Origin of the sequence: Bacillus sp. 205(2023) (assembly GCF_037027485.1) — a bacterium.
Taxonomy (GTDB): Bacteria; Bacillota; Bacilli; order Bacillales; family Bacillaceae; genus Bacillus; species Bacillus halotolerans.
In genome coordinates this window covers 100308-126427 of the sequence record NZ_JAXCHF010000008.1, presented here as the reverse complement: position 1 = coordinate 126427, position 26120 = coordinate 100308, and the positions used below count along the sequence as shown (strand labels likewise).

Here is a 26120-nt window from a genome sequence, read left to right as displayed (position 1 = left end):
ATTTTTCGCCCGGTCATTTTCTTATTTTTCAAAATCCATTTCTTTGGTGATCAGGATCTATTATTCAGATCAAGATGTTTCCTTTTTTCATGAAGGAATCATTCCATCTGAACATTTCAATATACATATAGTATCTGAGTGATATGGGGAAGGGCGGGAGTGTATGGTGAAAACGAGTCTTATTGTGCTGACTTATAATCAATTGGCGTTAACAAAACAATGCTTGAAGAGCATATGGACGCATACCGATGATGGCTGTATAGAAGTGATTGTTGTAGATAACGGCTCCCATGACGGGACACAGGACTACCTCAAACAGATTCCTTCAATCAAAACAATTTTTAATGAAACAAACGAAGGGTTTGCGAAAGCCTGCAATCAGGGCCTTGAGGCCGCTTCGGGGGACAATGTTCTTTTTTTAAACAATGATACTGTTGTGACAAGTCATTGGCTGGAGCCGATGATCAAGCTGCTTTATCAAGATGATAAAACCGGCATGGTCGGGCCTGTAAGCAATTATGTCAGCGGGCCTCAGCAAATCTCAGTTGATTACACCAGCTTAGAAGGAATCGAAGCTTTTTCACGGCGCCATTGCATGCAGCAGCGGAGCAAATCAAGAAGCATTTTAAGGCTGGTCGGATTTTGCCTTCTTGTCAAAAAAGAGGTGCTGGACAAAATCGGCGGCTTTGACGAGCGTTTTGGAGGCGGTTCATTTGAGGACGATGATTTGTGCCTTCGCGCTCTGCAGGCCGGATATCAGCTGAAAATCGCCCTTGACTCGTTTGTGCATCATCACGGGCATGCCACGTTTTCCGGCAATCCGGATTTAAGCATCAGCCGATTATATCAGGTCAACCGCCAAACCTTTATAGATAAATGGAAGCACGATGTGACGGCTTTTATTGATCCCCAGCCAGAGCTGACAGCCCTTGTGCCTTCAAAAGCCCGCTCCATCCTGCATATCGGCTGCGGCGCGGGTGCTGCGGGTGCAGAGCTGTTGAACCGGCAAACCTGTACATTGTACGGCATTGAAGAAAATGCGCTGCTACGTACAATGGCAAGCGCCTATTATGAACAAGTCACGTCAGCAGATACGGAAACATGCAGCCTTCCTTACCCTGAGGCTTTTTTCGATGCCATTTTGATAGGAGACCTTTTGAGCTGCTCGATGCATCCCCGGCGAACGATTGAGGCTCTTGCCGTTTATCTAAAGCCTTCAGGCTCATTAATTTGCAGTATTCCGAATGCAGCTTATGCAGACACGTTTTTTTCTTTATTATGCGGAACACCGGCACACACACATTTCATCACGCCTCAAAACGTAAACACACTATTTCCCGAACACCTTTATGACATAAAATCAACCTCCCATTTAGCCGTTCCTGAATCGAACATACAGCTGTTTTTACAAGAAGTTCAATATCTTGCCGGGCAATTTGATTTGCCTTTGGATCACTTGTCAAAACATGCTCAGATTGATTACATGTTTGTCCATGCAATGAGGAAAAAACCTGAAGCGGAGGTGGCGATGTGATTTCGATCAGCCTATGTATGATTGTGAAAAATGAGGAAGCCGTTATCGGCCGCTGCTTAGATTCTGTGCGCAGGATTGCTGATGAAATGAACATTGTGGATACCGGCTCAGCTGATCAGACGAAAGCCATCGCTGCCCGTTATACAGACCGTATCTTTGATTTTGAATGGATAGACGATTTTGCGGCCGCCCGTAATTTTTCGTTTCAGCAGGCAACAGCTGACTATATTTTATGGCTTGATGCCGATGATGTGTTTACCGAGAAGGATCAAGAACTGTTCTTGGATTTAAAAAGAACGCTTGATCCGCATATTGACGCGGTATCAATGAACTATCACCTGGCGTTTGATGAAGAAAACAACGTCACATCCAGCTTAAGAAGATACCGGCTCGTAAAACGGGAAAAGGGCTTTAAGTGGATCGGCGCGGTTCATGAATATTTAGAGGTGTACGGAAATCTCCATCATAGTGACACAGCGGTTTCTCACATGCCTCTTAGCCATGACGCTGACCGAAATCTGCGAATTTATGAAAACATGGCCTCGTCAGGAAAGGATTTTTCGCCAAGAGATTTATTTTACTATGCGAACGAACTGTGTGATCACGGAAAAATAGAAAAAGCGATAGAATACTATTTGCGTTTTTTGAAAACAAAGCAGGGATGGGTTGAGGATAATATCAGAGCCTGCAATAAATTAGCAGATTGCTATCATTCATTGGGACTGAAGGAAAAAGAATTAAACTGGGTGCTCCACACGCTCGTCTACGGACCTCCCAGAGCGGAAACGTGCTGCAGATTGGGATTCTCTTTTTTAGAAAATACGATGTCCAAACCGCTGTCTATTGGTATGAAAAAGCAATAGAAGATAGAGGCTCAGAAAGCTTGGCTTTTCAAAACCGCGCCTGCGCCACCTGGCTGCCTCACTTACAATTAGCCGTCTGCTACGATAAGCTTGGCCAGCATCAGCTTGCCTATCAGCATAATGAATCGGCTTTACAATACCGTCCTCATGATTCAAGAATGCTTACCAACAAAACATACTTTGAAGAGGTCCTGCAGCAGCAGGCTGGCCCCGGAGGTGAACATCATGGAAATCAATAAAAGGTCACTTGCTGATTCTATGAAAGAATATGAGCGAAAAGATAAAGAGTATTACAAAAGCATCAACTGGCAGCTGTTTGACCTGGTAGAACCCCATGCGAAAACCATTCTTGAGGTCGGATGCGCCGAAGGCCTGTTTGGCGCAGCTGTTAAGGAAAAAATGAATTGCTCCTATTTTGGGGTCGAATCATATCCGCCAGCTGCCGAAAAAGCCGTTCATCACATTGACGAAGTGATAACAGGAGACATCGAAACATTGAAGCTGCCTTTTGAAAAAAACACATTTGATCACGTCATCTTCGGCGATGTATTGGAGCACTTAATAGACCCTTGGGCAGTGTTAGCTAACATAAATCCTTACGTAAAAGAAACAGGGAGCATTTTGGCAAGTATTCCGAATATCGGGCATATCTCAATTTTTGAAAGTCTGCTAACCGGCAAATGGACGTATACACAGGCTGGGCTGCTCGATAAAACACACTTCCGTTTTTTCACCTTGCAGGAAATGAAGAAGATGTTTCATGAAACAGGTTACAAGGTCAGCCAAATCGATCCTATTTCCTTTACGACTCACTATTATGAAAAAATGATCAGCAAACTGGCACATGTCAAAGCAAACATGGGAATTCACCATGCAGATTTCGAGGAGGAAGCCAGAGCCTATCAATATGTCATAAAGGCGCAAAAAAGATGAAACAGCATCTAAATGAAAATTCCATTTGCTTCATTACATGTGTTAATGATGACACCCTTTATGACCTCTGCCTGAGACATATCCAGTCTCTATCAGTGCCGCCGCATATGGAGGTTGAATTAATCGATATACGAAAGGCTGACAGTATGGCCTCCGGCTACCAAGCGGCAATGCATCAGTCAGACGCAAAATATAAAGTGTATGTCCATCAGGATACATTTATCATCAATCGTTCATTTATTTACGATATCCTTCATGTCTTTCAGCAGAACAATGTGCTTGGCATGATAGGCGTCATAGGAGCTGAAGAAGTGCCGCAAAGCGGAATTTGGTGGGAGGCTTCTAAAAAAGCGGGAAAAGTCATTGAATACCGCAGTACGTATAGCTATTTGTCGTTTGATGAGATAGACGGAACCGTGAAAACAGTTGAAGCATTAGACGGTTTATTACTGGCCACCCAGTACGATCTCCCGTGGCGAAAAGAGATCTTTGACGGCTGGCATTTTTACGATACTTCTCAATGCTTTGAGTTCAGGAAAAAGGGATATCTTGTCGGTATTCCTCATCAAAAAGAGCCATGGGTCATACATGCTTGCGGCAATGAGTTTGATTCTGACCAGTATTCTGACTACCTTAACAAATTTTTATCGGAATATTTTAAAACATGAAAAGGCTTAAGGCTTCAATTGGCACATCAAAAAACCTACTTTTCAAAAGTAGGTTTCTTGATTTTCATTTACTTGAATTTAAAAGCAAATGAAATAGGTGTTCCTATTTAAGGGAATCTGATGGCATTTATATCCATATTCACTACACTGCTGCTGCTCACATTACTAGCTGCTGTAAAGATTATTCTAACTTCATAAGAAGTCGTGCCTGCGGCAGCTGCAGTATCTACATACGTTGTAGCAATTGGAAATCTTGACGTCGTAGCTACGCTAGTATTTCTTTGGACAGAGCGTGCATCTATCAATATTCCGTTTCTATAAATTCTGATTTGGAACGTAAAGTTCGAGTTAGCTGCCGTTGTCACATCCACAGAAATGGCAAGGTCTAATTTTATTAATTGCCCAGCGGCTGTTGGCATACTTAAAGTCCCAATTGACGTTTCAGTACCGTTAACAGCGACTGAAACCGGGCCGATTACCTCATTATAAAACAGCTGCGGATTTGGTCCTGTTGCTCCTGTTGATCCTGTCGCTCCGGTTGATCCCGTTGATCCGGTTGCACCTGTTTCTCCCGTTGGCCCTGTTGCTCCTGTTGGTCCGGTTGATCCCGTTGCTCCAGTTGCACCTGTTACACCAGTTGATCCAGTTTCTCCTGTTACACCAGTTGATCCAGTTTCTCCTGTCGCTCCGGTTGCTCCCGTCACTCCTGTTGCACCAGTTGCTCCTGTTGGTCCTGTTTCTCCAGTTGCTCCAGTTGCACCTGTTACACCAGTTGATCCGGTTTCTCCAGTTTCTCCTGTCGCTCCGGTTGATCCTGTTGCTCCAGTTGCACCTGTTACACCAGTTGGTCCGGTTGCACCAGTTTCTCCTGTCGCTCCGGTTGATCCGGTTGATCCGGTTTCTCCAGTTGCTCCGGTTTCTCCAGTTACTCCTGTTGATCCAGTTACTCCGGTTGCTCCCGTTGGTCCCGTTGGTCCGGTTGCACCAGTTTCTCCTGTTGGTCCTGTTGATCCTGTTGATCCCGTCACTCCTGTTGCACCAGTGACTCCCGTTGCTCCGGTTGATCCTGTTGCTCCTGTCGCTCCCGTTACTCCCGTCACTCCCGTTGCTCCGGTTGATCCCGTCGCTCCAGTCGCTCCGGTTACTCCAGTTGCTCCCGTCGGCCCGGTCGGTCCAGTTGGTCCAATCCCCCCAGCAGACTCTATTAAAGAAACATCGTCAATTAGAACAGACCCAAAAGTAGCTTTACTTATTACCACTACTGCATATACTGCTTCTGAGGGAGGGTCAATTGGTCTATATATTTCATTCCATGGGTTAAATGAGACATTTGGCAAACTCCCGGCCGCAATGATCATTTCCTGTCCGCCTTCAATCTGTTCTCCTTCACTGTTAACAAATAGAATTTGTATAGTTACTTGAGGACTTGGATTGTTCCCCATTCGCCCAAGCGAAACAGTAAATATAAGAGATTGTCCAGAAACGATAGGCACGATCTGCCCTAAAAAAGCATAAGGCTGGCTGCTGATAAACTGTGCGGCATATCTTCCAGAATGGGCAAAAGTATTAATAACGGACGTATTTGCAAAAGCCCAGCCCGTCAGATTGCCTGTTTCAAAACCTCCATTTACAATCACATTATTCACTCAACTTCATTCCCCGCCCTCTTTGATTAATTCCAGCTATTATATGCAGGAAAATCATCATCGGTCTGTAAGATGACTAACCAAAATAAAAAAAGGTGATTGTCCCTGCATCACCTTTTGATAACCTGTTGCCTGAAAAATGCGATTTGCCGCATCTAACTGCATATACTGCTAGTCGCGGGACTTTTCTCACTAGATTTAGCAATCAACTGCCGATCATGTTTTTCCGTTTTCTTCTCAGTTCTTTGTTTTCCTTATACCAGCTTTTCATAAGCGGACCGTCTACTATAACGAGAGACATAATTCCGTTTTGTTCTTGCGGCCGGAACCCACCCAATCAAATCACCTCATCATCTGTTATTCCGCCCTGATGTAATGTGATCGAATATAAAAAAGGCAGACCGCGTCTGCCTTTTTTCTTTCTACCATATCCCTAATAATTTCCACCATAATCCGCCGATCACGAGCCATGTGACAATATGAACGATCGACAGGATAAATCCGATAGACCACCATTTGCCTTGCGAAATGTAGCCTGCTCCGAAAAAGACCGGAGCCGCTCCAGAACCGTAGTGGGTTGTTGACCCGAACAGATTGCTGAAGAATGCGAGGCTCAGCGCTGCTAAAAGCGGCGGTGCGCCCGCTGCCACGATAACAGCCAAAAATGCTGAATACATCGCACTGATATGGGCTGTCGCACTTGCAAAGAAGTAGTGAGAGTAATAATACACAACAATTAAAATTAAAAATGCCACAATCCAAGAGAATCCTGATACAGATGATTTCATGGCGTTGCTGAACCAAGAAACCATGCCTAATTCATTCAGGAAGTTGGCCAGCATAACGAGCGCCGCAAACCAAGTGAGCGTATCCCAAGCGCCCTGTTCTTTCTTGATATCATCCCAAGTCAGAACCTGTGATAATAAAAGAACTGACAATCCGATCAGTGCGGTTGTGGTTGCGTCGATGTTGAAGCTGCCGCCAAAAATCCAAAGAGCAAGCACTAAAAGAAACACAATAACCATGGAAAGCTCTGATTTTTTAAATGGTCCCATTTCTTTCAGTTTTTCGGTTGCGATTTTCGCTGCGTCCGGTGTTTCTTTAATTTCCGGCGGATACAGCTTGTAAATCACAAGCGGTGTGATGATTAAGCTCACAAGTCCCGGCACAATCGCGGCAATTGCCCAGCTTGTCCATGTTAAGTCCACCCCTGCGACATCATGGGCCAGCTTGGCAATCAGCGGGTTTGCCGCCATCGCCGTCAGGAACATAGCAGATGTAATCAAGTTTCCCTGAAAACCGGTTTTTAATAAGAAAGCACCGATTTTTCTTTCTGTTCCATCTGCCGGGCTTGATCCGAATGTTTCGGATAATGATCTGATAATAGGAAATATAATGCCTCCTGCACGCGCCGTATTACTTGGAATAGCAGGTGATAATATTAAATCACTGAACAGCAGTGAATAAGAAAGTCCAAGGGTTTTCTTCCCGAATTTCTGAACGAATACATACGAAATTCTCGCACCTAGCCCGGTTTTGATAAATCCCCGGGAAATAAAGAATGCGATGACGATAAGCCAGATGGTCTTATTCCCGAATCCGCTTAATGTATCCTCAATTGATAATGTTCCAGTTAATGCAGTAACCGCCAATGCAAAAATTGCAATTGCACCCATTGGCAAGGGCTTGGAGATAAAGCCGATAATTGTCGCGACGAAAATCGCAAACAAATGCCATGCTTTAGGTTCAAGTCCGGACGGAGCGGGAATAAACCAGATGATTAGTCCCACAGCGACAGTAATAAGCAATGGAACAAGCTTTACTGCTGACTGTTTTCCTGCGTCTTTTTCTGAAGCCATAAATAGGTCTCCTCCTATATACTTGTTTTCCGATCCCCTTTTTCATTCTACTCCTTAACTAAGTTAATAAACATTTTAATTAATTAAAAAACACAAAGGTGAGCAGCCCTTTGTGTTTTTTTCATTTCTTAATTTAGTTTACCCGCGCCCGCTTGAGATATAACACTTGACTTCACATTCGCGGAAGCATCAATTGATCCGTGCAGAGATGGTGTCCATCCGACAGAAGAGCTCAGCCCGTTTGCAGCCGATGCGTTGATCTGCGTACCGTTCAGCAATGTGCCGGAATCATATAAAGCCGTTCCCCCGCTGAATACGCTGATCGTTTTAGCAGCAGTCAATCCCGGAACGTCAATGGCATTGTTTTGTGCATAAATTTTAGATGATTTTCCGATTCCCCACGCATAGCTAAAGGCATAATCTGATGAGTTTTTATTGCCTTCATAATAGTTGTTGTAAACGTGTACCTGTCCAAAACGGACTCTCGGTGCGCGCTGAACGATATTTTTGTAGCGGTTATGATGCAGTGTGATTTTTAATTTGCCGTCATCGGAAGTTTTGCTGTCGCTTGATCCGAAAATGGAGCTTTTATCATGATCGTGATAGAAGTTATAAGACATTGTAATGTAGTTAGCGCCGTTAGAGGCATCAGTTTGGCCGTCATGGTGCTGATATTCTCTTCCAAAATACTTTGGAGAGGTGCTGTCTGGACGGGAACCGTCATTAAATGTACAGTGATCGATCCAGACATGTGTACCGCCGTTTATTGTGATGTTGTCATATTGTGAGTTCCAGTTTCCTGAACTTCCGTCAGTCGGGTCCCATTGAGGGAAATAGTCATATGCGTCTTGGAATTCGATATTGCGGATAATGACGTTATCACTCTTGATCTGGAAGTTTCCGCCCAGAACTATAGCATTTGACCCTGAACCGACGATCGTCGTATTTGCAGGGATATCCACCATCACGCGTGCCTTTTGGTTTTTCTGTGAGCGTGCTCTGGCCTCTTCCTGTGTTCCGGATGGCTCTTTTTTGCCCCATGTGCTCGGGTCATAGGCTTTCAAATATTTGTTCAGATCGTACTCTGGATCTTTATAATCATTCAGACCAAGCGGCTTCAGATTGTCATCGACATTCATGTCAATCGTTCCCTTGATATAAATGATTTTTGGCGTTGTATTGGTGTCCTTGCCCAAAGCCGAAACGAGCTGATTTCTGTTGCTGACTGTATACACGTGGGATGATGAGGCTTTTGATCCGCCTGTCGTGCCGGTCGAGTATGCTCCCCAGCCATCATTTGACCCTAACGTCTGATGGCCCAAATCCGCTGCGTTCGCCCCAACCGGAGTCAAGCCTAATAACAAAGCCGTGGCTAACATCACTTTTTTCATTCAGTATGAACCCCCATTTTCTATTTTGTGAGAATTTGTTCCATATTCTACAAAAAACATAATAGCAAATTCATGGGCATTCATAACCGAAAATGTACCGCTTTTTATTGCGGCATCCTGCAAAAAAACACCGCAAAAACCGCAAATATAAAAAACCCCAAAAGGACGATAATCGCCTTTTGGGGTTACATTCCTGCATTATGCCCAAGATTTTACTTTTTCGTTGTCTGTCACAAAGAGAAGCACTTTCCCTTCATCGAGCCGTTTTTCAAACTGAGCCGCTTCGTCTTCTGAAAAACCGATTTCGTGGATTTTATTGCGTAGCTCGTCTCCTTTTTTATTAAATATGTTCCCTACCGCATGTTTGAAACCTGTTTCTTTGGCTCCGATCGTGTTGGCATTCGTGTTGTCTGCCAGCCGTTCCGTTCTGTCATCGTCGTGAGCTAAGACGTATACATCCTCTTTTGCGACACCCATTTGCTGTAATTCTTCTACATCCTTCATGAGCTGTTCGTCGTTTGTATACTCTCTTACAACTGGTTTCATATCCAATTCCTCCTTCATCATGTCTATGTTATATTCATACCCGATCCGTTTTCTATGAAACAGCATCCAGAGCATTGGGCACAAAAACAGGAAGAATGGTAGTAGATATTTCATTTCTAACCATGGTAAAGTGATAGAACGAGAGTATTTTCAGAATAGTCAAAATCAAAACCGCTGCACGGAGCGTCCGAACATGAATCGCCATTTTTATCCGTACAAGCAGGAGGTATGTCCAATGCAATACTTTTCACCAGAACAGCAATACAATGCGTGGGTTGTGAGTGATTTAGTAAAACAGGTCTTCCATCAGCGTGTCGGCTATTCAGCCGGCATTCACCAGCTTGCCATCTTTGCCGAAGAAACATTTCACATCGATATTGACTTTGTTTTCTCTATTGTCATGAATATCGGAGACATTGAATTTGCGCTCTCTGAAGAAATCGAAAGAAAATTGTCCGGCTATCTCAGCGTTCTTCTTCCCCATGTCAGCAGAGATATGCTTGAAGCCTCTAAAGCCAACGCCAGTTCGTTTTTATCCCACAGACACGGCGATGCTGTGTACGATTTATTTGTGCCATATGACCCATACATCAAAAAAACATAAAGCAGCGGACTTCTATTTCTTTATTTAAAAAATATTGACATAGGAAGCCATGCTATTATAGTGTTTATTTGTGATAATGATTCTCATTATTAAATTCAGAAAAAAGGAAGAAAACAATGCGCACCTATCCTAACAAGTTTATTGCCATCATCAGTGTTTTATTAATCGCTTGTTTCATTATATCCGGCTGTTCATCAAGTCAGGATAACAGCGGCAGCAAAGCCGGAAGCAAATCTAAGGATTCAAGAGTCATTCAGCACGAAGACGGAAAAACAACAGTGACCGGCACGCCTAAAAAAGTCGTTGTGCTTGAGCTATCATTCCTGGATGCTGTTTACAATCTCGGCATCACGCCGATAGGCATAGCCGATGACAACAAAAAAGACATGATTCAAAAGCTGGTCGGCAGCCCGATTGATTATACATCCGTAGGCACGCGAAGCGAACCGAATCTTGAGGTCATCAGCTCCTTGAAGCCTGATTTAATCATCGCTGACGCTGAACGCCATAAAAACATTTACAAACAGCTGAAACAAATCGCACCGACCATTGAATTGAAAAGCCGGGAAGCGACTTATGATGAAACAATGGACAGCTTCAAAACCATTTCTAAAGCATTAAATAAAGAAAAAGAAGGAAAAGAAAAACTCGCAGACCATACAAAGGTCATTGACGATCTGAAAGCGGAGCTTCCGAAAGATGAAGACCGCAGCATCGTTCTCGGCGTGGCAAGAGCCGATTCCTTCCAGCTTCATACGTCATCTTCTTATGACGGAGAAATCTTCAGCATGCTCGGCTTTACGCACGCCGTGAAGTCAGATAACGCGTATCAAGAGGTCAGCCTCGAGCAGTTAAGCAAAATCGATCCTGATATTTTGTTTATTTCAGCCAACGAGGGTAAAACAATCGTAGATGAGTGGAAAAAGAATCCGCTCTGGAAAAATCTAAAAGCGGTGAAAAACGGACAAATTTACGATGCAGACCGCGACATTTGGACAAGATTCAGAGGAATCAAGTCCAGTGAAACAAGCGCCAAAGACGTGCTCAAAAAAGTGTATAATAAGTAGGACAAAAGAGAAGCGAGGAGAATCCTTGCTTCTTCGTTTTTGCAAACAGACGCAGCAAGGAAGTGAGACTGTTGTATTACTCAGCCAAACGGCGCTCATCATCAAGATCGATGGTTTTTATCATTGCACTGATCATCCTTATTTTCGGGCTTGGGCTGAATCTCTCAGTAGGCGCCTCAGACATCGGCATCATTGATGCTTTGACATATCTTTTTGTATGGGACGGATCAAAAGAACAGCTTATCATCTCTACTCTTCGCCTCCCCCGCACATTAATCGGCGTTTTCGTCGGCGCCAGCCTGGCTGTAGCAGGGGCGCTGATGCAGGCCATGACAAGAAACCCTCTGGCTTCACCTCAAATTTTCGGTGTGAATGCGGGTGCATCGCTGTTTGTCGTTGCTTCTCTCGTCATTCTGCCGGCGTCGTCCTACTCTTCGGTTGTGTTCGCTTTTGCAGGTGCGGCGGCAGGCGGCGCAATTGTGTATATGATTGCCTCTTCCGGCGGAATGACACCTGTCAAACTGGCGCTGTCAGGAATGGCGGTGCATTTGTTCCTGTCCTCCATGACACAGGCGATTATTATTTTAAATGAGTCGGGAGAGGATGTGCTGTATTGGATGACGGGTGCGATTGACGGCAGCAATTGGCAGGACGTCATGACCATTGCCCCGTTTTCTGTCATCGGCATTGGACTTGCCCTTATGTTTTCAGGCCCCGTTTCTGTTCTCGGTCTCGGTGATGAAACCGCAAAAGGACTCGGGCAAAACATGAACGGCATGCGGATTCTGATCAGCTTTATCATTTTAATTCTTTCCGGCGCTTCTGTGGCGGTTGCCGGCCCAATCGGCTTTGTCGGGCTGCTCGTCCCGCATATCGTCCGCAAGCTGATCGGAGAAAATTACAAGTATGTGCTGCCGTTTTCGGCACTGTTCGGCGCCATTTTATTGGTGTACGCAGATGTCCTGGCCAGATGGATTGCATTCCCTTATGAATCTCCGGTCGGCATTGTCACCGCCATTATCGGAACACCATTTTTCTTATATTTAGCAAGGAAAGGGCGAAATCTGAAATGAAGAAATCAACCAGAAAACAAAAACGCCCCTTGCTGGCCATCCTCATATTGGCTGTCATCTTGCTAGTGCTGTCCGTGATCAGCATCGGCTTCGGGGCATTGTATATTTCACCTGATGCGGTGGTTACGAACCTGTTAGGAGCGGATCATTCCTTCGAGTTTATTATTCAGCAGTACCGGCTCCCCCGCATTATACTGGCGATTCTGGCAGGCGCCGGGCTTGCCGCTGCCGGAGCCATTTTGCAGGGTGTCATCCGAAATCCCCTTGCGTCTCCGGACGTTGTCGGAATTTCAAAAGGGTCCGGACTGGCCGCCATGGCCGTTATTCTCATTTTTCCTGAGTCTCCGGTCTACGTGCTGCCGTTCTCCGCATTTGCCGGAGCAGCCATTATTGCTGTAGTATTATTAATGATAGCCCGCAAAAAAAACATTCAGCCCTCTTCATTGGCTTTATCAGGCATTGCCTTAGGCGCGGTCTGCCACGCCGGCATGCAATATATGATGGTCAAATTTCCGGGGGACGTCAATGCAGCGCTCATTTGGCTGACAGGCAGCCTCTGGGGGAGAAACTGGGAAGAAGTCAAGCTCCTTGCACCATGGCTTCTTGTCCTTTTGCCGATTGTCTGCATCCTCATTCCGAAGCTGGATCTGATGTCACTCGGAGATGAGTTAGCGCAGGGTCTCGGCGAAAACGCAAACAGGCTGAGATTCATCCTGATTTTCACCGCAGTTGCACTGGCGGGGAGCTGTGTAGCTGTCGTCGGATCAATCGGTTTTATCGGGCTGCTTGCGCCGCATATCGCCAGAAGGCTTGCCGGAGAAAAAGCTAAATATTTACTGCCTGCATCAGCATTAATCGGTGCTATTATATTACTAATCGCAGATACATTAGGACGCGGCATCATGCCTCCGGTTGAGATACCCGCCGGAATATTGACAGCTGTGATCGGCGCGCCTTATTTTTTATATTTATTGAAATTCGAAGCGAGGAAACAGTAGGGAGAGGATACCATGGGAAAACTGGCTGCAGACCAGCTCACTCTTTCATATGACAGCACAGTGATTATTGACGGAGTCGATTTAAAGATTGAAGAAGGAAAAATCACTGTGCTCATCGGCGCCAACGGCTGCGGAAAATCAACAATCCTCAAATCGCTTGCCAGGCTGATGGCCCCAAAAAGCGGCACGGTCCTATTAGAAGGAAAAGATATTCATCGCCAGCCGTCCAAAGAAGTGGCTAAAAAGCTGGCGATTCTTCCTCAGTCTCCTCAAGCGCCTGAAGGATTGACGGTACAGGAACTATGCTATTTTGGCAGACATCCTCATAAAAAACTGTTATCCAAGCATACGCAAGAGGATCACGATATGGTAGAGTGGGCGCTTGACGCAACCGGGATGAATGAGCTGAAGGATCGGACACTTGATGCCCTTTCAGGCGGTCAAAGACAAAGAGCCTGGATTTCCATGGCGCTTGCACAAGGCACTGATTTGCTTTTGCTCGATGAACCGACCACTTACTTGGACATTTCTCACCAAATTGAGGTGCTGGAGCTCCTGAAAAAGCTGAACCGGGATCATGGACGAACAGTTGTCATGGTGCTTCACGACTTAAACCAAGCCGCTCAATATGCTGACTATCTGATCAGCGTATTGGACGGAAAAATCTACAATGCCGGAACGCCGGAAGACGTCTTCACCCAGCCGTTTTTCCGGGAAGTCTTCGGCTTGGAATGCTGCATCATGAGAAGCCCGATCGACCAGAAGCCGATGTGCCTGCCGATGGGACTATGCCCAAAATTACGGACGTGATGAAAAAGGAGAGGATACCTCTCCTTTCAGACTGTTGACAAAAGCTCAAAACGGTTATCGTTTTGAGCTTTTTGTCATCCTTTCAGCGTGATAGAAAACCCTTGAAATCTAGAAAGGACGAGCATCGGAGGGTAAATTCGTGAGCACCGACGCACAGTTCTGATTTGCGAGGGTTTGTCGACACGCTGAAAAGGAGAGGAATCTGCCTCTCCTTTATTTATGCGGCTTACTTTTTGTATTTCATCACTTGTCCGTGTTACATTGGTGTCAATCAAATGATAGGAGGATGAATATGACAACAGCTCAACAGCAGATTCAATTAGCAAGACGTCCGCAAGGGGTGCCCGTTCACGAAGATTTCCGCTTTGAAACGATCCCCGTTCCTGAGCCGAAGCAAGGTGAGGTGCTTGTCAAAACACTCTATGTGTCAGTCGATCCTTACATGCGCGGACGAATGCAAGACACGAAGTCATACGTAGAGCCATTTGCCTTAGACGAAGCGCTGTCAGGCGGTGTCATTGCTGAAGTCGTGTCAGACGGAGATAAGCTGAAAAAAGGAGAAATCGTCATCGGAAACCTGAACTGGCAGGAATATTCCGCTGTCAGCGAGTCCGCCGTGCGAAAAATTGATACAGGTCTCGCCCCTGCTTCAGCGTATCTCGGCATTTTAGGAATGACCGGTTTGACGGCATATTTCGGCCTGCTGGACATCGGCCGCCCGAAAGAAGGCGAAACCGTGGTTGTCTCCGGAGCAGCAGGGGCTGTCGGTTCCGCTGTCGGACAGATCGCCAAAATCAAGGGAGCACGCGTCGTCGGTATCGCAGGCTCTGATGACAAAATTGAATACCTAAAGAATGAACTGCAATTTGACGAAGCGATTAATTACAAAACTGCAGATGATATTCAACAAGCGCTTGCTGACGCTTGTCCGAACGGTGTCGATGTGTATTTTGACAATGTCGGCGGGCCGATTTCAGATGCGGTCATGAACCTCCTCAATGAGTTTGCCCGCATTCCGGTGTGCGGCGCCATTTCTTCCTACAACGCGGAAAACGAAGCGGATGACATGGGCCCTCGCGTCCAATCCAAGCTGATCAAAACGAAGGCGCTGATGCAAGGGTTTATCGTAAGCGACTACGCCGACCGTTTTCCTGAAGGCGCAAAACAGCTGGCGGAATGGCTGAGAGACGGAAAGCTTCATTATGAGGAAACGATCACTGATGGCTTCGAAAACATTCCGGACGCATTTCTTGGCTTATTTAAAGGAGAAAATAAAGGAAAACAGCTGATCAAAGTCAGTGATCAAAGCTGAGATTATACCTAAAAAAGGAGGGCTTTCCGCCCTCCTTTTATTTTTGAGAATAAGTCAATGACGAAGAGTCAAAGTGAAAAATCCATCTTCATCCGGTTCTGTTTCTACCGACGTAAACCCGGCTGCTTTAAAACAGGATAAACTGATTTGATTGTCTTCTTCAATGCAGGCAGCCCATTCACTTACCCTCGCAAAATTGGGATCAGCAATTAATTTACGTAATATCGTTTTCCCATAACCTTGAAGATGATGCTGAGGATTTACGATCAATCCCATATACGCCTTATCCTCCACGAACTCAATGATGACCACCCCTGCCGGCAGCTGTTGGTCATATGCCATCATGACAGCATTGCTTTCATCATTAATCACTCGGGCGTACCACTGATGTAATGGCAGCATTCCATCCATTCTCTGCCTGACATTCTCATTCTCAAACCACTTTTCAATAATGTTCAGCTCAGACTCCTTCAAAAAACGAAAACTGTCTATCGAAGCCATCTCCTCACCCCGCTCCTATTTTCTTTTATTTTACAGCAAAAAGGAAGGGCGATTCCGCCCTTCCTTTTATTTCGTATTCAGGTTACCGCCTGAATAAACAGCTTCACTCAGCTCCACGCCAAGTTTCTTCGCCATTTTCTTCAGCTTTGATTCTTCCATACGCGTGACAAGACTCAGCACGTTCCCTTCTTTTCCAGCCCGTCCTGTTCGTCCAGATCTGTGAACATAGCTGTCTTCATCAGGAATATCGGCGTGGATCACATACGGCAGGTTTTCAATATCCAAACCGCGCGCGGCAATGTCAGTTGCCAAAAGCAGCGGGAACTCGCCCTGCTCAAACGCTTTAATGATCTTCGCCCGCTCCATCTTCTTGGCCTCACTGTGAAGAATGCCAAGGTCGACATGATGGTACGCCAGCTTTTCCGCGTACACACTAAGGTTACCGATATCTCTCACAAACACAAGCGCCTGCATGCCATGAAGTCTTGAAAGCTTTTGCAGCAGCTTCACTTTGTCGCGCTGGTCACAGATGATGTATTGATGCTTCACTTTTCCCGCTTCCGCTTTGCTGCGTTCTACCTTCAACACCTCGGGCTCTTTCGTCATGTCGCGGAGCACGTCTTCTGTTTCTTTCTTCAGCGTGGCTGAAAAACAAAGAAGCTGGCGGTCTCTTAATGTCGTTTTAATGATTTGCTTGATCGTTTCACGATGCTCCGGCAAGACAAGCTGATCGGTTTCATCAAGTACGATCGTTTTCACTTCATGCATCTTGAGTTTTTTCGCTTGAATCAGCTCAAACACCCTGCCCGGCGTCCCGACGATAATATGCGGATGATTCTTTTTCAGCTTTTCGACCTGCTTTTTCACATTCGCTCCGCCGATTAAGGAAACTGCGCGTAATTCTGATCCCGTTTTCCAGTCCTGAATCACCTGAAAAATCTGCATCACCAGCTCACGTGAAGGTGCTAAAATCACCGCCTGCGGATGCTTCTGATCAGGTTTGATGCGCTCCAATATCGGCAGTGCGTAGGCAAGCGTCTTACCTGTTCCTGTCGGCGATTCTGCGATGACATCCTTACCTTCCATGATGAGTTGGGCCGCCTGCTCCTGTACAGGAGTCGGCTTTTCAAAGCCTGAAGCGTTCCAATTTTCTTTGATAAATGATTGTGCATTATGTAAAAATGGCCAAGTTTGCGTCATTTTGTTCTCCTCGATTCCTGAAATCTATTCCATAGTATCTCAAAACAGCGCGCGGAACGCAATTTTTCTTTTTCTTTCCTATGCCTTTCAACAATCGTCTTCCTCCTTTATAATCAAAAGGTGAGAAATACACGCCATACAGCGTGTTGGCGTGTTCGATAAACGATAGAGGTGTAAACATGAGTATTTTATCTGTAAAGGACTTAAGCCACGGCTTCGGTGACCGGGCCATTTTTAATAATGTATCTTTCCGTCTTTTAAAAGGCGAGCACGTCGGTCTGATCGGCGCGAACGGTGAAGGAAAATCAACCTTCATGAATATTATTACCGGAAAGCTTGAGCCTGATGAAGGAAAAGTCGAATGGTCAAAAAACGTCCGTGTCGGCTATCTGGATCAGCATACTGTGCTTGAAAAAGGAAAATCCATCCGTGATGTGCTGAAAGACGCTTTCCATTATTTATTTGCAATGGAAGAAGAAATGAATGAGATTTATAACAAAATGGGCGAAGCGGATCCTGACGAGCTTGAAAAGCTTCTTGAAGACGTCGGTGTTATTCAAGACGCGCTGACGAACAATGATTTTTATGTGATTGATTCTAAAGTGGAAGAAATTGCACGCGGACTTGGCTTGAGTGATATCGGACTTGACCGTGACGTTACTGATCTGAGCGGGGGTCAGCGCACAAAAGTGCTTCTCGCCAAGCTGCTTCTGGAAAAACCGGAAATCCTGCTTCTCGATGAGCCGACCAACTACCTTGATGAGCAGCATATCGAATGGCTGAAACGCTACCTGCAGGAGTACGAGAATGCGTTCATCTTGATTTCCCATGACATTCCGTTCTTAAACAGCGTCATCAACCTGATTTATCATGTGGAAAATCAGGAGCTGACACGCTATGTCGGCGACTACCATCAGTTTATGGAAGTCTACGAGGTGAAGAAACAGCAGCTAGAAGCGGCCTACAAAAAACAGCAGCAGGAAGTCGCGGAGCTGAAGGATTTCGTTGCCCGCAACAAAGCCCGGGTCAGCACGCGAAACATGGCGATGTCCCGCCAAAAGAAACTCGACAAGATGGATATGATCGAGCTGGCGGCTGAAAAACCGAAACCTGAATTCCACTTCAAGCCGGCCAGAACATCAGGAAAGCTGGTTTTCGAAACGAAGGATCTCGTGATCGGTTACGATTCCCCGCTCTCACGTCCGCTGAACCTCCGCATGGAGCGCGGCCAAAAAATCGCCCTTTACGGCGCAAACGGGATCGGGAAAACGACATTGCTGAAAAGCCTGCTTGGCGAAATCCAGCCGCTCGAAGGCTCTGTTGAACGAGGCGAGCACCTCTTTACCGGCTATTTCGAGCAAGAGATCAAGGAAACAAACAACAATACGTGTATTGAAGAAGTTTGGAGCGAATTCCCTTCGTATACACAGTATGAAATCCGCGCCGCTCTGGCAAAATGCGGACTGACGACAAAACATATCGAAAGCCGCGTCTCCGTATTAAGCGGAGGCGAAAAAGCGAAGGTCAGATTATGCAAGCTGATCAATTCGGAAACCAACCTGCTGGTGCTCGATGAGCCGACAAACCACTTGGATGTCGACGCCAAGGAAGAGCTCAAGCGCGCCCTCAAAGAATACAAAGGCTCCATTCTTCTTATTTCTCACGAGCCTGATTTCTATATGGACATCGCGACAGAAACATGGAACTGCGAGTCTTGGACGACAAAAGTGCTTTAATGTTACGAAAAAACCCGCCTGGTGAAGGGCGGGTTTTTTACTGCCATTTTTTCTGAACGATTCTCAAAAGCTCTCTGTCTTTTAAAATGAGCTGCAATGGAGATATGAATTCATCAAGTATCAGCTCTCTTTTGGCAGACAGTTCAAGGTCTTCCTCATCAGCCCATGCAGTGAACCATTCAACCGAAAAGCTGTTTTTCATAACGCTGTGTATGTATTGATAAAGCATGTGTAAACACTTCAGGTCATATGCGTCAGGCTTTGCCTTATGCATGGAAAATGATCCCTCTTCAGCATGAACTATTATTTGATAAGGCAACCGTAAATGCACAGACACATTCTCGGCTTCCTCAAGATAAATGCCCGCCGCGTCGATTCCATTATGATTAGATTATAACCGATTGCAAATGGTGAGCCGGTTCAATCGAGACTAAAAACATATCCTTGCATGCCATTTCACTTCATAATAGAAGGGGTTAAAAAAATGATAAATGCTATCTGACAGGAAATGCAATCATACCATTATGAGGGAAAGATTAAGCAAATAAAAAAAGACACTGCACCTTAGCAGTGTCTTTCCTTATTAATGTCCTGCCTTAATTCCGGCAAGATGTTTACGACCTAGCAGAAGCACAAGCATACCGACAAGAACAACAATTCCGCCAACCGTATACGGCGCGCTTGCTGTGAAGTGTTCTGACAGCATTCCCGCAATCCACGGAGCGATCGCTCCGCCGATGAAGCGGACTGAGCTGTAGGCTGAAGACGCGATTGAACGTTCAACCGGCGCAGAGCCCATGACAGCTGTTGTCATGATCGTGTTGACCATACCAAGGACAGCACCGGCAACAACGATACATGTAATAATCAACGCCTGATGCTCTGTCCAGATGCCCATGATGATCAGAATGACCGCAAAGGCGATAAAGAGAACAACCAAGGAACGCACTGTACCCAGCGCTTTGTGCACGAGCGGCGCCGTAAAGACTGACGTAATCGCCAGCAGAAGTCCCCAGCCAAAGAAAACATACCCAAGGCCGTGTTCATCTAAATCCAGAACGAACGGAGAATAAGCGAGCAAAATAAAAAATCCAAAGTTGTATAAGAAAGCCGATACCGCCATTGTCAGCAGGCCTTTATATTTGAGTGCCTTCATGGCGTCAAATACCCCAACGCGCTTCGCCGGTTTAGGCAATTTCGGCAGCATCAAAGAAATGGCGATTAACGCAATAAACATCAGGACAGATACCCCGAAGAACGGCGCGCGCCATGAAATGCTTCCAAGCTCTCCGCCTGCAAGCGGTCCGACGGAAATCCCGAGTCCGAGCGCCGCCTCATACAAAATAATCGCTTGAGCGCTGCCGCCGACAGACACGCCGACAATGACCGCAAGCGCTGTTGAAATAAATAAAGCATTACCTAGTCCCCAGCCGCCGCGATAGCCGACAAGCTGAGCAATTGAGCTTGAACTTCCGCCAAGCGCTGCAAAGATAATAATAAAAATAAGTCCGAGAATTAACGTCCATTTTGCGCCGATCCTGCTGGAAATGGCTCCTGAGAAAAACATCATAAATCCAGTAACGAGCAAATAACTTGTAAATAAGAGTGATACTTCACTAGGTGAAGCATGTAATTGTGCGGCAATCGCCGGAAGAATAGGATCGACCAGCCCGATTCCCATAAAGGAAATCACACAGGCAAACGCGACAGCCCATACAGCTTTCGGCTGATTCAGCAAACCTGTCTTCTGATTCACTTGTTTTGTATTGTCCATTTGATCTGACCTCCATCTTTATTCCATTAAAAGAAACGCTACAAAAATAGCGTTTACCAAACGTTTTATTCGATTGATTGAATGGCATGCTCCGCTTTGTCTTTCATCCCGTGCAGACGTTCCTTAAAGCTTTGGAATGTGCGGATTTTTTCATCAATCAAATCCAGCTGGTGATTCAGCGTTTCCTGAATTTCCTCCAGCTTCTCTTTCCGTTCCTTTGGATCCAGTGACAACAAATACCCCTCTTTGTTTAACTCAAGCTGGCGGCTGGTTTCCATGAAATGCTGAAGCTCCTGAAGGGAAAAGCCAAGCACTTCCTTTGTGCTGATCACTTTCTCAAGCTCTTCCATATCATCCTCTGAATAAAGTCTAACGCCGCCTTCCGTCCGTTTCGGCGCTGGAATCAAGCCGATTTCTTCATAAAACCGAATGGTCCGCTTTGTCAGCCCGCTTCTTTTGGCAACTTGATCAATCTTCATCCATTCCATGGTAAATCCCCCTTCGCCTGTTCTGTTATCATTATACACCTTTCGGACCTTAACGTAAACGTTAAGTTTTGAAAGGTAATAAAAAAGACGAGTACATAAAGCACCCGTCTTTCATTATCCTATTTTAAGCTAGGCTCCCTGTCACTGACAAAGACTGCTTTTGCATGCTTTCAGAAAGCAGTCGATATGCGATAACCTTCTTCTTGTACTGTTTCACGACATCGATATGGTCATCGTAGCTGTACACAAACAGCTTTACATCTTTTTTGCCTTTTTTCGTATCTATCACGAGCGGTGTTCCGCCGTTTTCAGGGTATAAATAACGCTCTTCGTCGCCTGGGTAAATATAATATTTCTCCAGGAAGACAGCTTCGTTAAATTGATCGATCATGTGCCTTTTCTCTTCACCCTCGAGCCGTTTTCCATCTAGAGAGAGAACAGCATCTTCGTCGTTCAGCTTGGCGTGCACCTCGAATTTACTGAGCAGCCATTCTATGACGCCTGTCGGCAGGCAGGTTAATACGATTTTCACCAGACTCATGAGGATTAACATCACGATAGCCCATGTCATACTTCATCATCTCCGTTAGTTTTCCGTGTGCCGCTGACACACAATTCCATCCTATCATAAGCTGGCCGTTTCGTTTTTGTACATTATGTGAAAAAAAGTGCGGCCTGCTGCGGCCGCACTTTTTTAGCTTTCCAGCTCTTCTATCATGAGGGACAATTCCGTCCAGCGATCCATCGCTGTCTCAAGCTCTTCCGCTGTTTTTGCCTGCTCAGCCATCAGCTCTTGAATTTTCCCGAAATCACTGCCCGCCGCGGCGATATCCGCTTCGAGCTGTTCATGCTTTTCTTCAAGCTCGGCAATTTTATCTTCAATGCCGTCCCATTCAAGCTGATCTTTGTAAGAAAGCTTTTTCCGTTTTTTCTTCGGCTCCGCTTCAGCCGGTTTGATTTCTGCTGCGGGTTTTTCAGCCGTTTTTTTCGCTTTGGCCTGCTCCATATAGTCGCTGTAGGAGCCTTGGAACCGTGAAATCACGCCATTCCCTTCAAATACAATCAAACGGTCTACGACGCGGTCAAGGAAGTAGCGATCATGGGATACGGTGATGACAACGCCAGGGAACTGTTCAATATAATCCTCAAGCACGCTTAACGTTTCTGTATCCAAGTCGTTCGTCGGCTCATCGAGAAACAGCACATTCGGCTCCTGCATCAGAACCTGAAGCAAATATAAGCGCCGCTTTTCTCCGCCGGACAGCTTGCGGATATAGGTTTGCTGCATGGAGCGCGGGAAGAGGAAGCGCTCAAGCATTTGTTCAGCGGTGACGATATCGCCGTCCTCTGTTTTCACGACTTCCGCTGTTTCCTTAATGTATTCAATTACCTTCAGCTCACCGTTCATTTCACTGTGATCCTGGGTATAGTAGCCGATTCTTACTGTTTGGCCGATCGTAATATGCCCGCCGTCAGGAGTGATTCGTCCGGCAAGGCTGTTTAACAGTGTTGTTTTTCCAATGCCGTTCGGCCCGATGATCCCGATTCGTTCACCTGGTATAACCAGTTCATTGAATCGATCGACAAGCACGTTTCCTCCATAAGCGATCATCACGTTCTCCGCTTCGATTACTTGCTTTCCAAGACGATGGGAGCCGATCGCAAAGTCGAGCGAGCCGGCTGACTGAGGGCCTTTCTGCTCCTTAAGCGATTCTACCCTGCCGATTCTCGCCTTTTGTTTTGTGGAGCGTGCTTTCGCTCCGCGTCTGAGCCAGGCCAGTTCACGGCGCAGCAGATTTTGCCGCTTCGTTTCTTTTTGCTCGGCCTGCGCTTCCCGTTCCGCGCGCTTTTCCAAAAAGACTTCATAGTTGCCTTTGTAGGTATAGAGACTGCCCCGTTCAAGCTCATAAATGCGGTTTGTCACGCGGTTTAAGAAGTACCTGTCGTGCGTCACCAGCATGACGCCGCCTGGATATTGCGCCAAATACCCTTCAAGCCATTCAATCGTTTCATTATCCAAATGGTTCGTCGGCTCGTCTAAGATCAGGAGGTCGGCGGGCTGGATTAAGTTTTTCGCAATCGCCACCCGTTTTTTCTGTCCGCCTGAGAGCTCGTTGACAGGCTTTGTCACGTCAGTTACTCCCAGCTTCGATAACACCGTTTTCGCCAAGGTATTCGCATCCCACGCATTGTTTGCATCCATTTTAGCCTGCGCAGCCAGCAGGTGTTTCTGGCGTTTTTCATCTTCCGGGTCTTCTCCCAGTTCATAGAGCGCCTTTTCATATTCACGGAGCGTTCTCATGACAGCCGATTCACCGGAATAAATATGCTCCAGTACAGTTTGTCCGGCAGGCAGCTGCGGGTCCTGATGAAGAAATTCAACATGCACGCTGCCGGATTTGGCGATGTCGCCTTCTTCAACAGATTCCAAGCCGGCAATCACTTTCAGCAGCGTTGATTTTCCGGTGCCGTTAGGCCCGATTAATCCGATTCTCTCATTCTCTTCAATATGAAAGGAGATATGGTCAAATAACGTCTTATCTCCGTATGTTTTGTAAAGGTTCTCCGCTTTTAGTATGCTCATGGTTCCTATCAATCCTCACGTAAGTTCATGTGTACATTTTAAATCAGCCGCTGGAATAAAACTAGTAAAAGAGCAGACAAATTTCATGGAAATACCGGACAAAAAAAAAGACCGGGGACTCTGTCCCCAGTCTCTTACTCTTCTTCAAGCGCTTTTTCTGCCATTTTAGCGAGATGCTGCGCACTGCCTGAGATCTCCTGCATCGTGGCGGAAATCTGTTCAACAGCAGCAGCTTGTCCGTCAGTATGCTGATTAATCGATTCAATCGATTCTTCCAGCCCTTTTAACAGGCTGTGGATTTTTTTCGTGATCTGATCGATCTGGCCGACATTTTCTTTCGAATGCGTTGCAAGCTTTCTGATTTCATCCGCTACGACAGAAAATCCTTTTCCGGACTCCCCTGCCCGTGCGGCTTCAATCGCAGCATTTAAACCGAGCAGATTGCTCTGGTCAGAAATGCCTTTCACGGTTACTGAAATATCGGCGATTTCTCCCGCGCTTTCGCTTACCTTTTTCGCTTGTGAGGAAATGCCCGACATTTGCGATGAGAAACCGTTAATTGATTCAGAAATATCGGAAATGGCCGCAGCCGTTTGTTCAACAACTGCCGATAAGCTTTCCGCTACATCATGAAGCTTAGAGGACTCCTCAAGGCTCGTGCCGAGGCCCACTCCCCCAATCACTCTTCCGTTCTGGTCATGAAGCGGGATGGCGCGTGCGATCAATGGAAAGCCGAACAATTCTTTCGGCACCATGCTCGTTTTTTTCTGATTGCTGCGGATCGCGTCTGTGATGATATCCCCTTCCTGCAGCGGATCTCCGGCTTTTACGTTAAGGGAAAAGGTTTTTGCCGGAATATTGACCAGCAATTTCTCCGTATCATAAATGCCGATTGTAATATCATCCTGAACCAGGCTGTTTAAATAAGGGGCTACTTTCACAAATGCGTCTAGAAGATCTGCTGTTTCATTTTCCGTTCTTATGCTCAATTCCAATCACTCCTTTTATTAGTAAGGGAAGCTGCGTTTTTCATGCTGAACCGAAATCCATTTCAGCGTCGTAAATTCTTCAAGACTCCATTCGCCATTTAATCGGCCGAGGCCAGATTGCTTTTCACCGCCGAAGGCCACATTCGGTTCATCATTAATCGTCGTGTCATTAACATGGATCATGCCCGTTTCAATGCGTTTCGCAAAAGCCACGCCGCGTTCAAGATTTGAGGTATGCACTGCTCCGCTTAAGCCAAATGGGGTATCGTTCGCGATATCCGCCGCTTCGTCTTCTGAATCAAACTTCATGAAGGAGACGACTGGCCCGAACAGCTCTTCCTTTGCAATGCTCATAAACGGTTTCACGTCTTTTAAGATGGTCGGCTCCACGATCGTCCCGTTAAATCCGCCAAGCTTCACTGGAACAGCCCCTTCTTCAATCGCTTTCTCAACAGATTTCATTAACCCGTCAGTCTGCCTGCTGTTGATTAAAGGCCCGATAATCGTATCAGGGTCCATCGGGTCGCCAACTTTCAGCGATTCCACTTTTGCCTGATACAGCTCAAGGAATTGATCATAAATTGATGAGTGAACCAGTACGCGATTGGCTGACATACAAATCTGGCCTTGATGGGTAAATCTGCTGAACACTGCCGCATTGACTGCATATTCGATATCCGCATCTTCAAGCACGATAAAGGCGCTGTTTCCGCCAAGCTCAAGAAGCGGCTTTTTAAAGTGCTTCATCGCGAGCTGGCCGATGTAGCTCCCCACTTTCGTAGATCCTGTAAATGAGATGATCCGCGGCACCGGATGTTCGACAAAGCTGTCACCGATTTCTGCAATGTCAGTGACAACAACATTCAGCAGTCCTTCCGGAACGCCCGCGCTTTCAAAAATCTTCGCAATCAGCGTACCGCCGCAAATCGGTGTTTCTTCGTGCGGCTTCAAAACGACGCCATTGCCTGCTCCGAGTGCCGGCGCTACTGATTTCATAGATAAAAAGAATGGGAAGTTAAAAGGACTGATGACACCGACAACGCCTGCCGGCACGCGATATAATCTGTTTTCCTTGCCGTCTATTGTAGAAGGAAGAATTTTCCCTTCCATGCGGACAGGGAACGTCGCCGCTTCTTTCATGATATTTTTCACGAGTCCGATTTCAAAAGCTGCTTTCAGCCTTGTTCCGCCCAGCTCTTCCATAATCAAATAAATGATGGCTTCTTCATTCTCTTCGATATACGTTACGGCTTTTTCTAAGATTGCTCTTTTCTCGAATGGGTTGACCGCATCCCATTTTTTCTTTGCCAAAGCCGCTGCCCGGTACGCTTCATCTACATCATCAGCAGTCGCTTTTTGAAAGGATGTGATTGTTTTTTGAGTATAAGGATTTTTGTTTTCCAATACATTTGGGCTGCTGCCCTCCTGCCATTTTCCGCCAATAAATTGTTTGTTTAATTCTTCATATTGAAACATGGTCAGCATCTCCTTTTTAACAGCAAATCAAAATATGGCCAATCTATCATTTCTATCGGTTCACCATC

At 46.0% G+C, this 26120-nt stretch carries 24 protein-coding genes and 1 pseudogene; 11 read left to right on the top strand and 14 right to left on the bottom strand.

From position 1 onward, the window contains the following. Positions 1-163 precede the first annotated feature (163 nt). The 4 genes and pseudogenes from WA325_RS17680 (at position 164) to WA325_RS17665 (ending at position 3998) form a co-directional block, all read left to right on the top strand. On the top strand, positions 164-1534 hold the full coding sequence (locus WA325_RS17680; RefSeq protein WP_336184023.1) for a glycosyltransferase: 1371 nt from the start codon (positions 164-166) through the stop codon (positions 1532-1534). Further along, positions 1531-2636: pseudogene (locus tag WA325_RS17675) on the top strand (tetratricopeptide repeat-containing glycosyltransferase family 2 protein). Before WA325_RS17680 ends, WA325_RS17675 begins: the two are co-directional and overlap by 4 nt. After that, positions 2623-3330: a class I SAM-dependent methyltransferase gene (locus tag WA325_RS17670; protein WP_105954810.1), complete on the top strand. Its 708-nt coding sequence runs from the start codon at positions 2623-2625 to the stop codon at positions 3328-3330. Before WA325_RS17675 ends, WA325_RS17670 begins: the two are co-directional and overlap by 14 nt. Continuing rightward, on the top strand, positions 3327-3998 hold the full coding sequence (locus WA325_RS17665) for a glycosyltransferase family protein (protein ID WP_326325575.1): 672 nt from the start codon (positions 3327-3329) through the stop codon (positions 3996-3998). Before WA325_RS17670 ends, WA325_RS17665 begins: the two co-directional genes overlap by 4 nt. Positions 3999-4105: 107 nt before the next feature. On the opposite strand, the gene WA325_RS17660 is transcribed toward WA325_RS17665, so the two are convergent. The 5 genes from WA325_RS17660 to WA325_RS17640 all read right to left on the bottom strand — a co-directional run bounded on the left by WA325_RS17660 (position 4106) and on the right by WA325_RS17640 (position 9440). Continuing rightward, positions 4106-5644, bottom strand: a complete 1539-nt coding sequence (locus tag WA325_RS17660; protein ID WP_336184022.1) for an NTTRR-F1 domain — start codon at positions 5642-5644, stop codon at positions 4106-4108. 205 nt (positions 5645-5849) lie between these two features. Then, the gene (locus WA325_RS17655) at positions 5850-5981 is read right to left on the bottom strand and encodes a hypothetical protein (RefSeq protein WP_336184021.1); all 132 of its coding nucleotides are present in this window, start codon (positions 5979-5981) and stop codon (positions 5850-5852) included. 85 nt (positions 5982-6066) lie between these two features. Next, positions 6067-7503, bottom strand: coding sequence for an anion permease (locus WA325_RS17650; RefSeq protein ID WP_024120552.1), 1437 nt, complete (start codon positions 7501-7503; stop codon positions 6067-6069). A gap of 128 nt (positions 7504-7631) precedes the next feature. Beyond that, a complete protein-coding gene (locus tag WA325_RS17645) occupies positions 7632-8894 on the bottom strand; it encodes a pectate lyase (RefSeq protein ID WP_336184020.1) in 1263 nt (420 codons plus the stop codon). A 198-nt stretch (positions 8895-9092) separates the two neighbouring features. After that, on the bottom strand, positions 9093-9440 hold the full coding sequence (locus WA325_RS17640; RefSeq protein WP_024120550.1) for a general stress protein: 348 nt from the start codon (positions 9438-9440) through the stop codon (positions 9093-9095). A 235-nt stretch (positions 9441-9675) separates the two neighbouring features. Between WA325_RS17640 and WA325_RS17635 the strand changes: the two genes are divergently transcribed. The 6 genes from WA325_RS17635 to WA325_RS17610 all read left to right on the top strand — a co-directional run bounded on the left by WA325_RS17635 (position 9676) and on the right by WA325_RS17610 (position 15304). Beyond that, positions 9676-10044, top strand: coding sequence for a DUF3212 family protein (locus WA325_RS17635; protein ID WP_024120548.1), 369 nt, complete (start codon positions 9676-9678; stop codon positions 10042-10044). Between the two features lie 116 nt (positions 10045-10160). Continuing rightward, positions 10161-11111 carry an ABC transporter substrate-binding protein gene (locus WA325_RS17630; RefSeq protein WP_336184019.1) on the top strand — a complete coding sequence of 317 codons (951 nt, stop codon included), beginning with the start codon at positions 10161-10163 and terminating at the stop codon, positions 11109-11111. Positions 11112-11182: 71 nt separating this feature from the next. Next, positions 11183-12184, top strand: a complete 1002-nt coding sequence (gene fecD, locus WA325_RS17625; RefSeq protein ID WP_248338716.1) for a FecCD family ABC transporter permease — start codon at positions 11183-11185, stop codon at positions 12182-12184. Beyond that, a complete protein-coding gene (gene yfmE / locus WA325_RS17620; protein ID WP_248338714.1) occupies positions 12181-13182 on the top strand; it encodes a FecCD family ABC transporter permease in 1002 nt (333 codons plus the stop codon). The genes fecD and yfmE overlap by 4 nt, the downstream gene beginning before the upstream one ends. Positions 13183-13194: 12 nt before the next feature. After that, positions 13195-13992: a Fe(3+)-citrate ABC transporter ATP-binding protein YfmF gene (yfmF, locus tag WA325_RS17615; protein WP_010333352.1), complete on the top strand. Its 798-nt coding sequence runs from the start codon at positions 13195-13197 to the stop codon at positions 13990-13992. Positions 13993-14284: 292 nt separating this feature from the next. Beyond that, complete coding sequence (locus WA325_RS17610) at positions 14285-15304, top strand: NADP-dependent oxidoreductase (protein WP_227599271.1); 1020 nt, start codon at positions 14285-14287, stop codon at positions 15302-15304. Between the two features lie 54 nt (positions 15305-15358). Here the strand turns inward: WA325_RS17610 and WA325_RS17605 are convergent, their stop codons facing one another. Then, positions 15359-15805, bottom strand: a complete 447-nt coding sequence (locus WA325_RS17605; RefSeq protein WP_105991341.1) for a GNAT family N-acetyltransferase — start codon at positions 15803-15805, stop codon at positions 15359-15361. Between the two features lie 66 nt (positions 15806-15871). Continuing rightward, positions 15872-17005: a DEAD/DEAH box helicase gene (locus tag WA325_RS17600; protein ID WP_336184018.1), complete on the bottom strand. Its 1134-nt coding sequence runs from the start codon at positions 17003-17005 to the stop codon at positions 15872-15874. A gap of 179 nt (positions 17006-17184) precedes the next feature. Between WA325_RS17600 and WA325_RS17595 the strand changes: the two genes are divergently transcribed. Beyond that, positions 17185-18741 (top strand): ABC-F family ATP-binding cassette domain-containing protein, encoded by a 1557-nt coding sequence (locus tag WA325_RS17595; RefSeq protein ID WP_105991339.1) that lies wholly within the window; start codon positions 17185-17187, stop codon positions 18739-18741. 37 nt (positions 18742-18778) lie between these two features. On the opposite strand, the gene WA325_RS17590 is transcribed toward WA325_RS17595, so the two are convergent. The 7 genes from WA325_RS17590 to yfmT form a co-directional block, all read right to left on the bottom strand. Further along, positions 18779-19015 carry a hypothetical protein gene (locus WA325_RS17590; protein WP_305934916.1) on the bottom strand — a complete coding sequence of 79 codons (237 nt, stop codon included), beginning with the start codon at positions 19013-19015 and terminating at the stop codon, positions 18779-18781. 309 nt (positions 19016-19324) lie between these two features. After that, on the bottom strand, positions 19325-20515 hold the full coding sequence (locus WA325_RS17585; RefSeq protein WP_105991338.1) for an MFS transporter: 1191 nt from the start codon (positions 20513-20515) through the stop codon (positions 19325-19327). 65 nt (positions 20516-20580) lie between these two features. Further along, complete coding sequence (locus tag WA325_RS17580; protein ID WP_024120538.1) at positions 20581-21003, bottom strand: MerR family transcriptional regulator; 423 nt, start codon at positions 21001-21003, stop codon at positions 20581-20583. A gap of 124 nt (positions 21004-21127) precedes the next feature. Continuing rightward, positions 21128-21574 carry a YfmQ family protein gene (locus WA325_RS17575; protein ID WP_044163571.1) on the bottom strand — a complete coding sequence of 149 codons (447 nt, stop codon included), beginning with the start codon at positions 21572-21574 and terminating at the stop codon, positions 21128-21130. 123 nt (positions 21575-21697) lie between these two features. Beyond that, positions 21698-23587: an ABC-F family ATP-binding cassette domain-containing protein gene (locus tag WA325_RS17570; RefSeq protein WP_202647048.1), complete on the bottom strand. Its 1890-nt coding sequence runs from the start codon at positions 23585-23587 to the stop codon at positions 21698-21700. Between the two features lie 134 nt (positions 23588-23721). Continuing rightward, positions 23722-24126, bottom strand: coding sequence for a methyl-accepting chemotaxis protein (locus tag WA325_RS21500; protein ID WP_369888597.1), 405 nt, complete (start codon positions 24124-24126; stop codon positions 23722-23724). 468 nt (positions 24127-24594) lie between these two features. Then, positions 24595-26052: a benzaldehyde dehydrogenase gene (gene yfmT, locus WA325_RS17560; protein WP_059293860.1), complete on the bottom strand. Its 1458-nt coding sequence runs from the start codon at positions 26050-26052 to the stop codon at positions 24595-24597. Positions 26053-26120 lie beyond the last annotated feature (68 nt).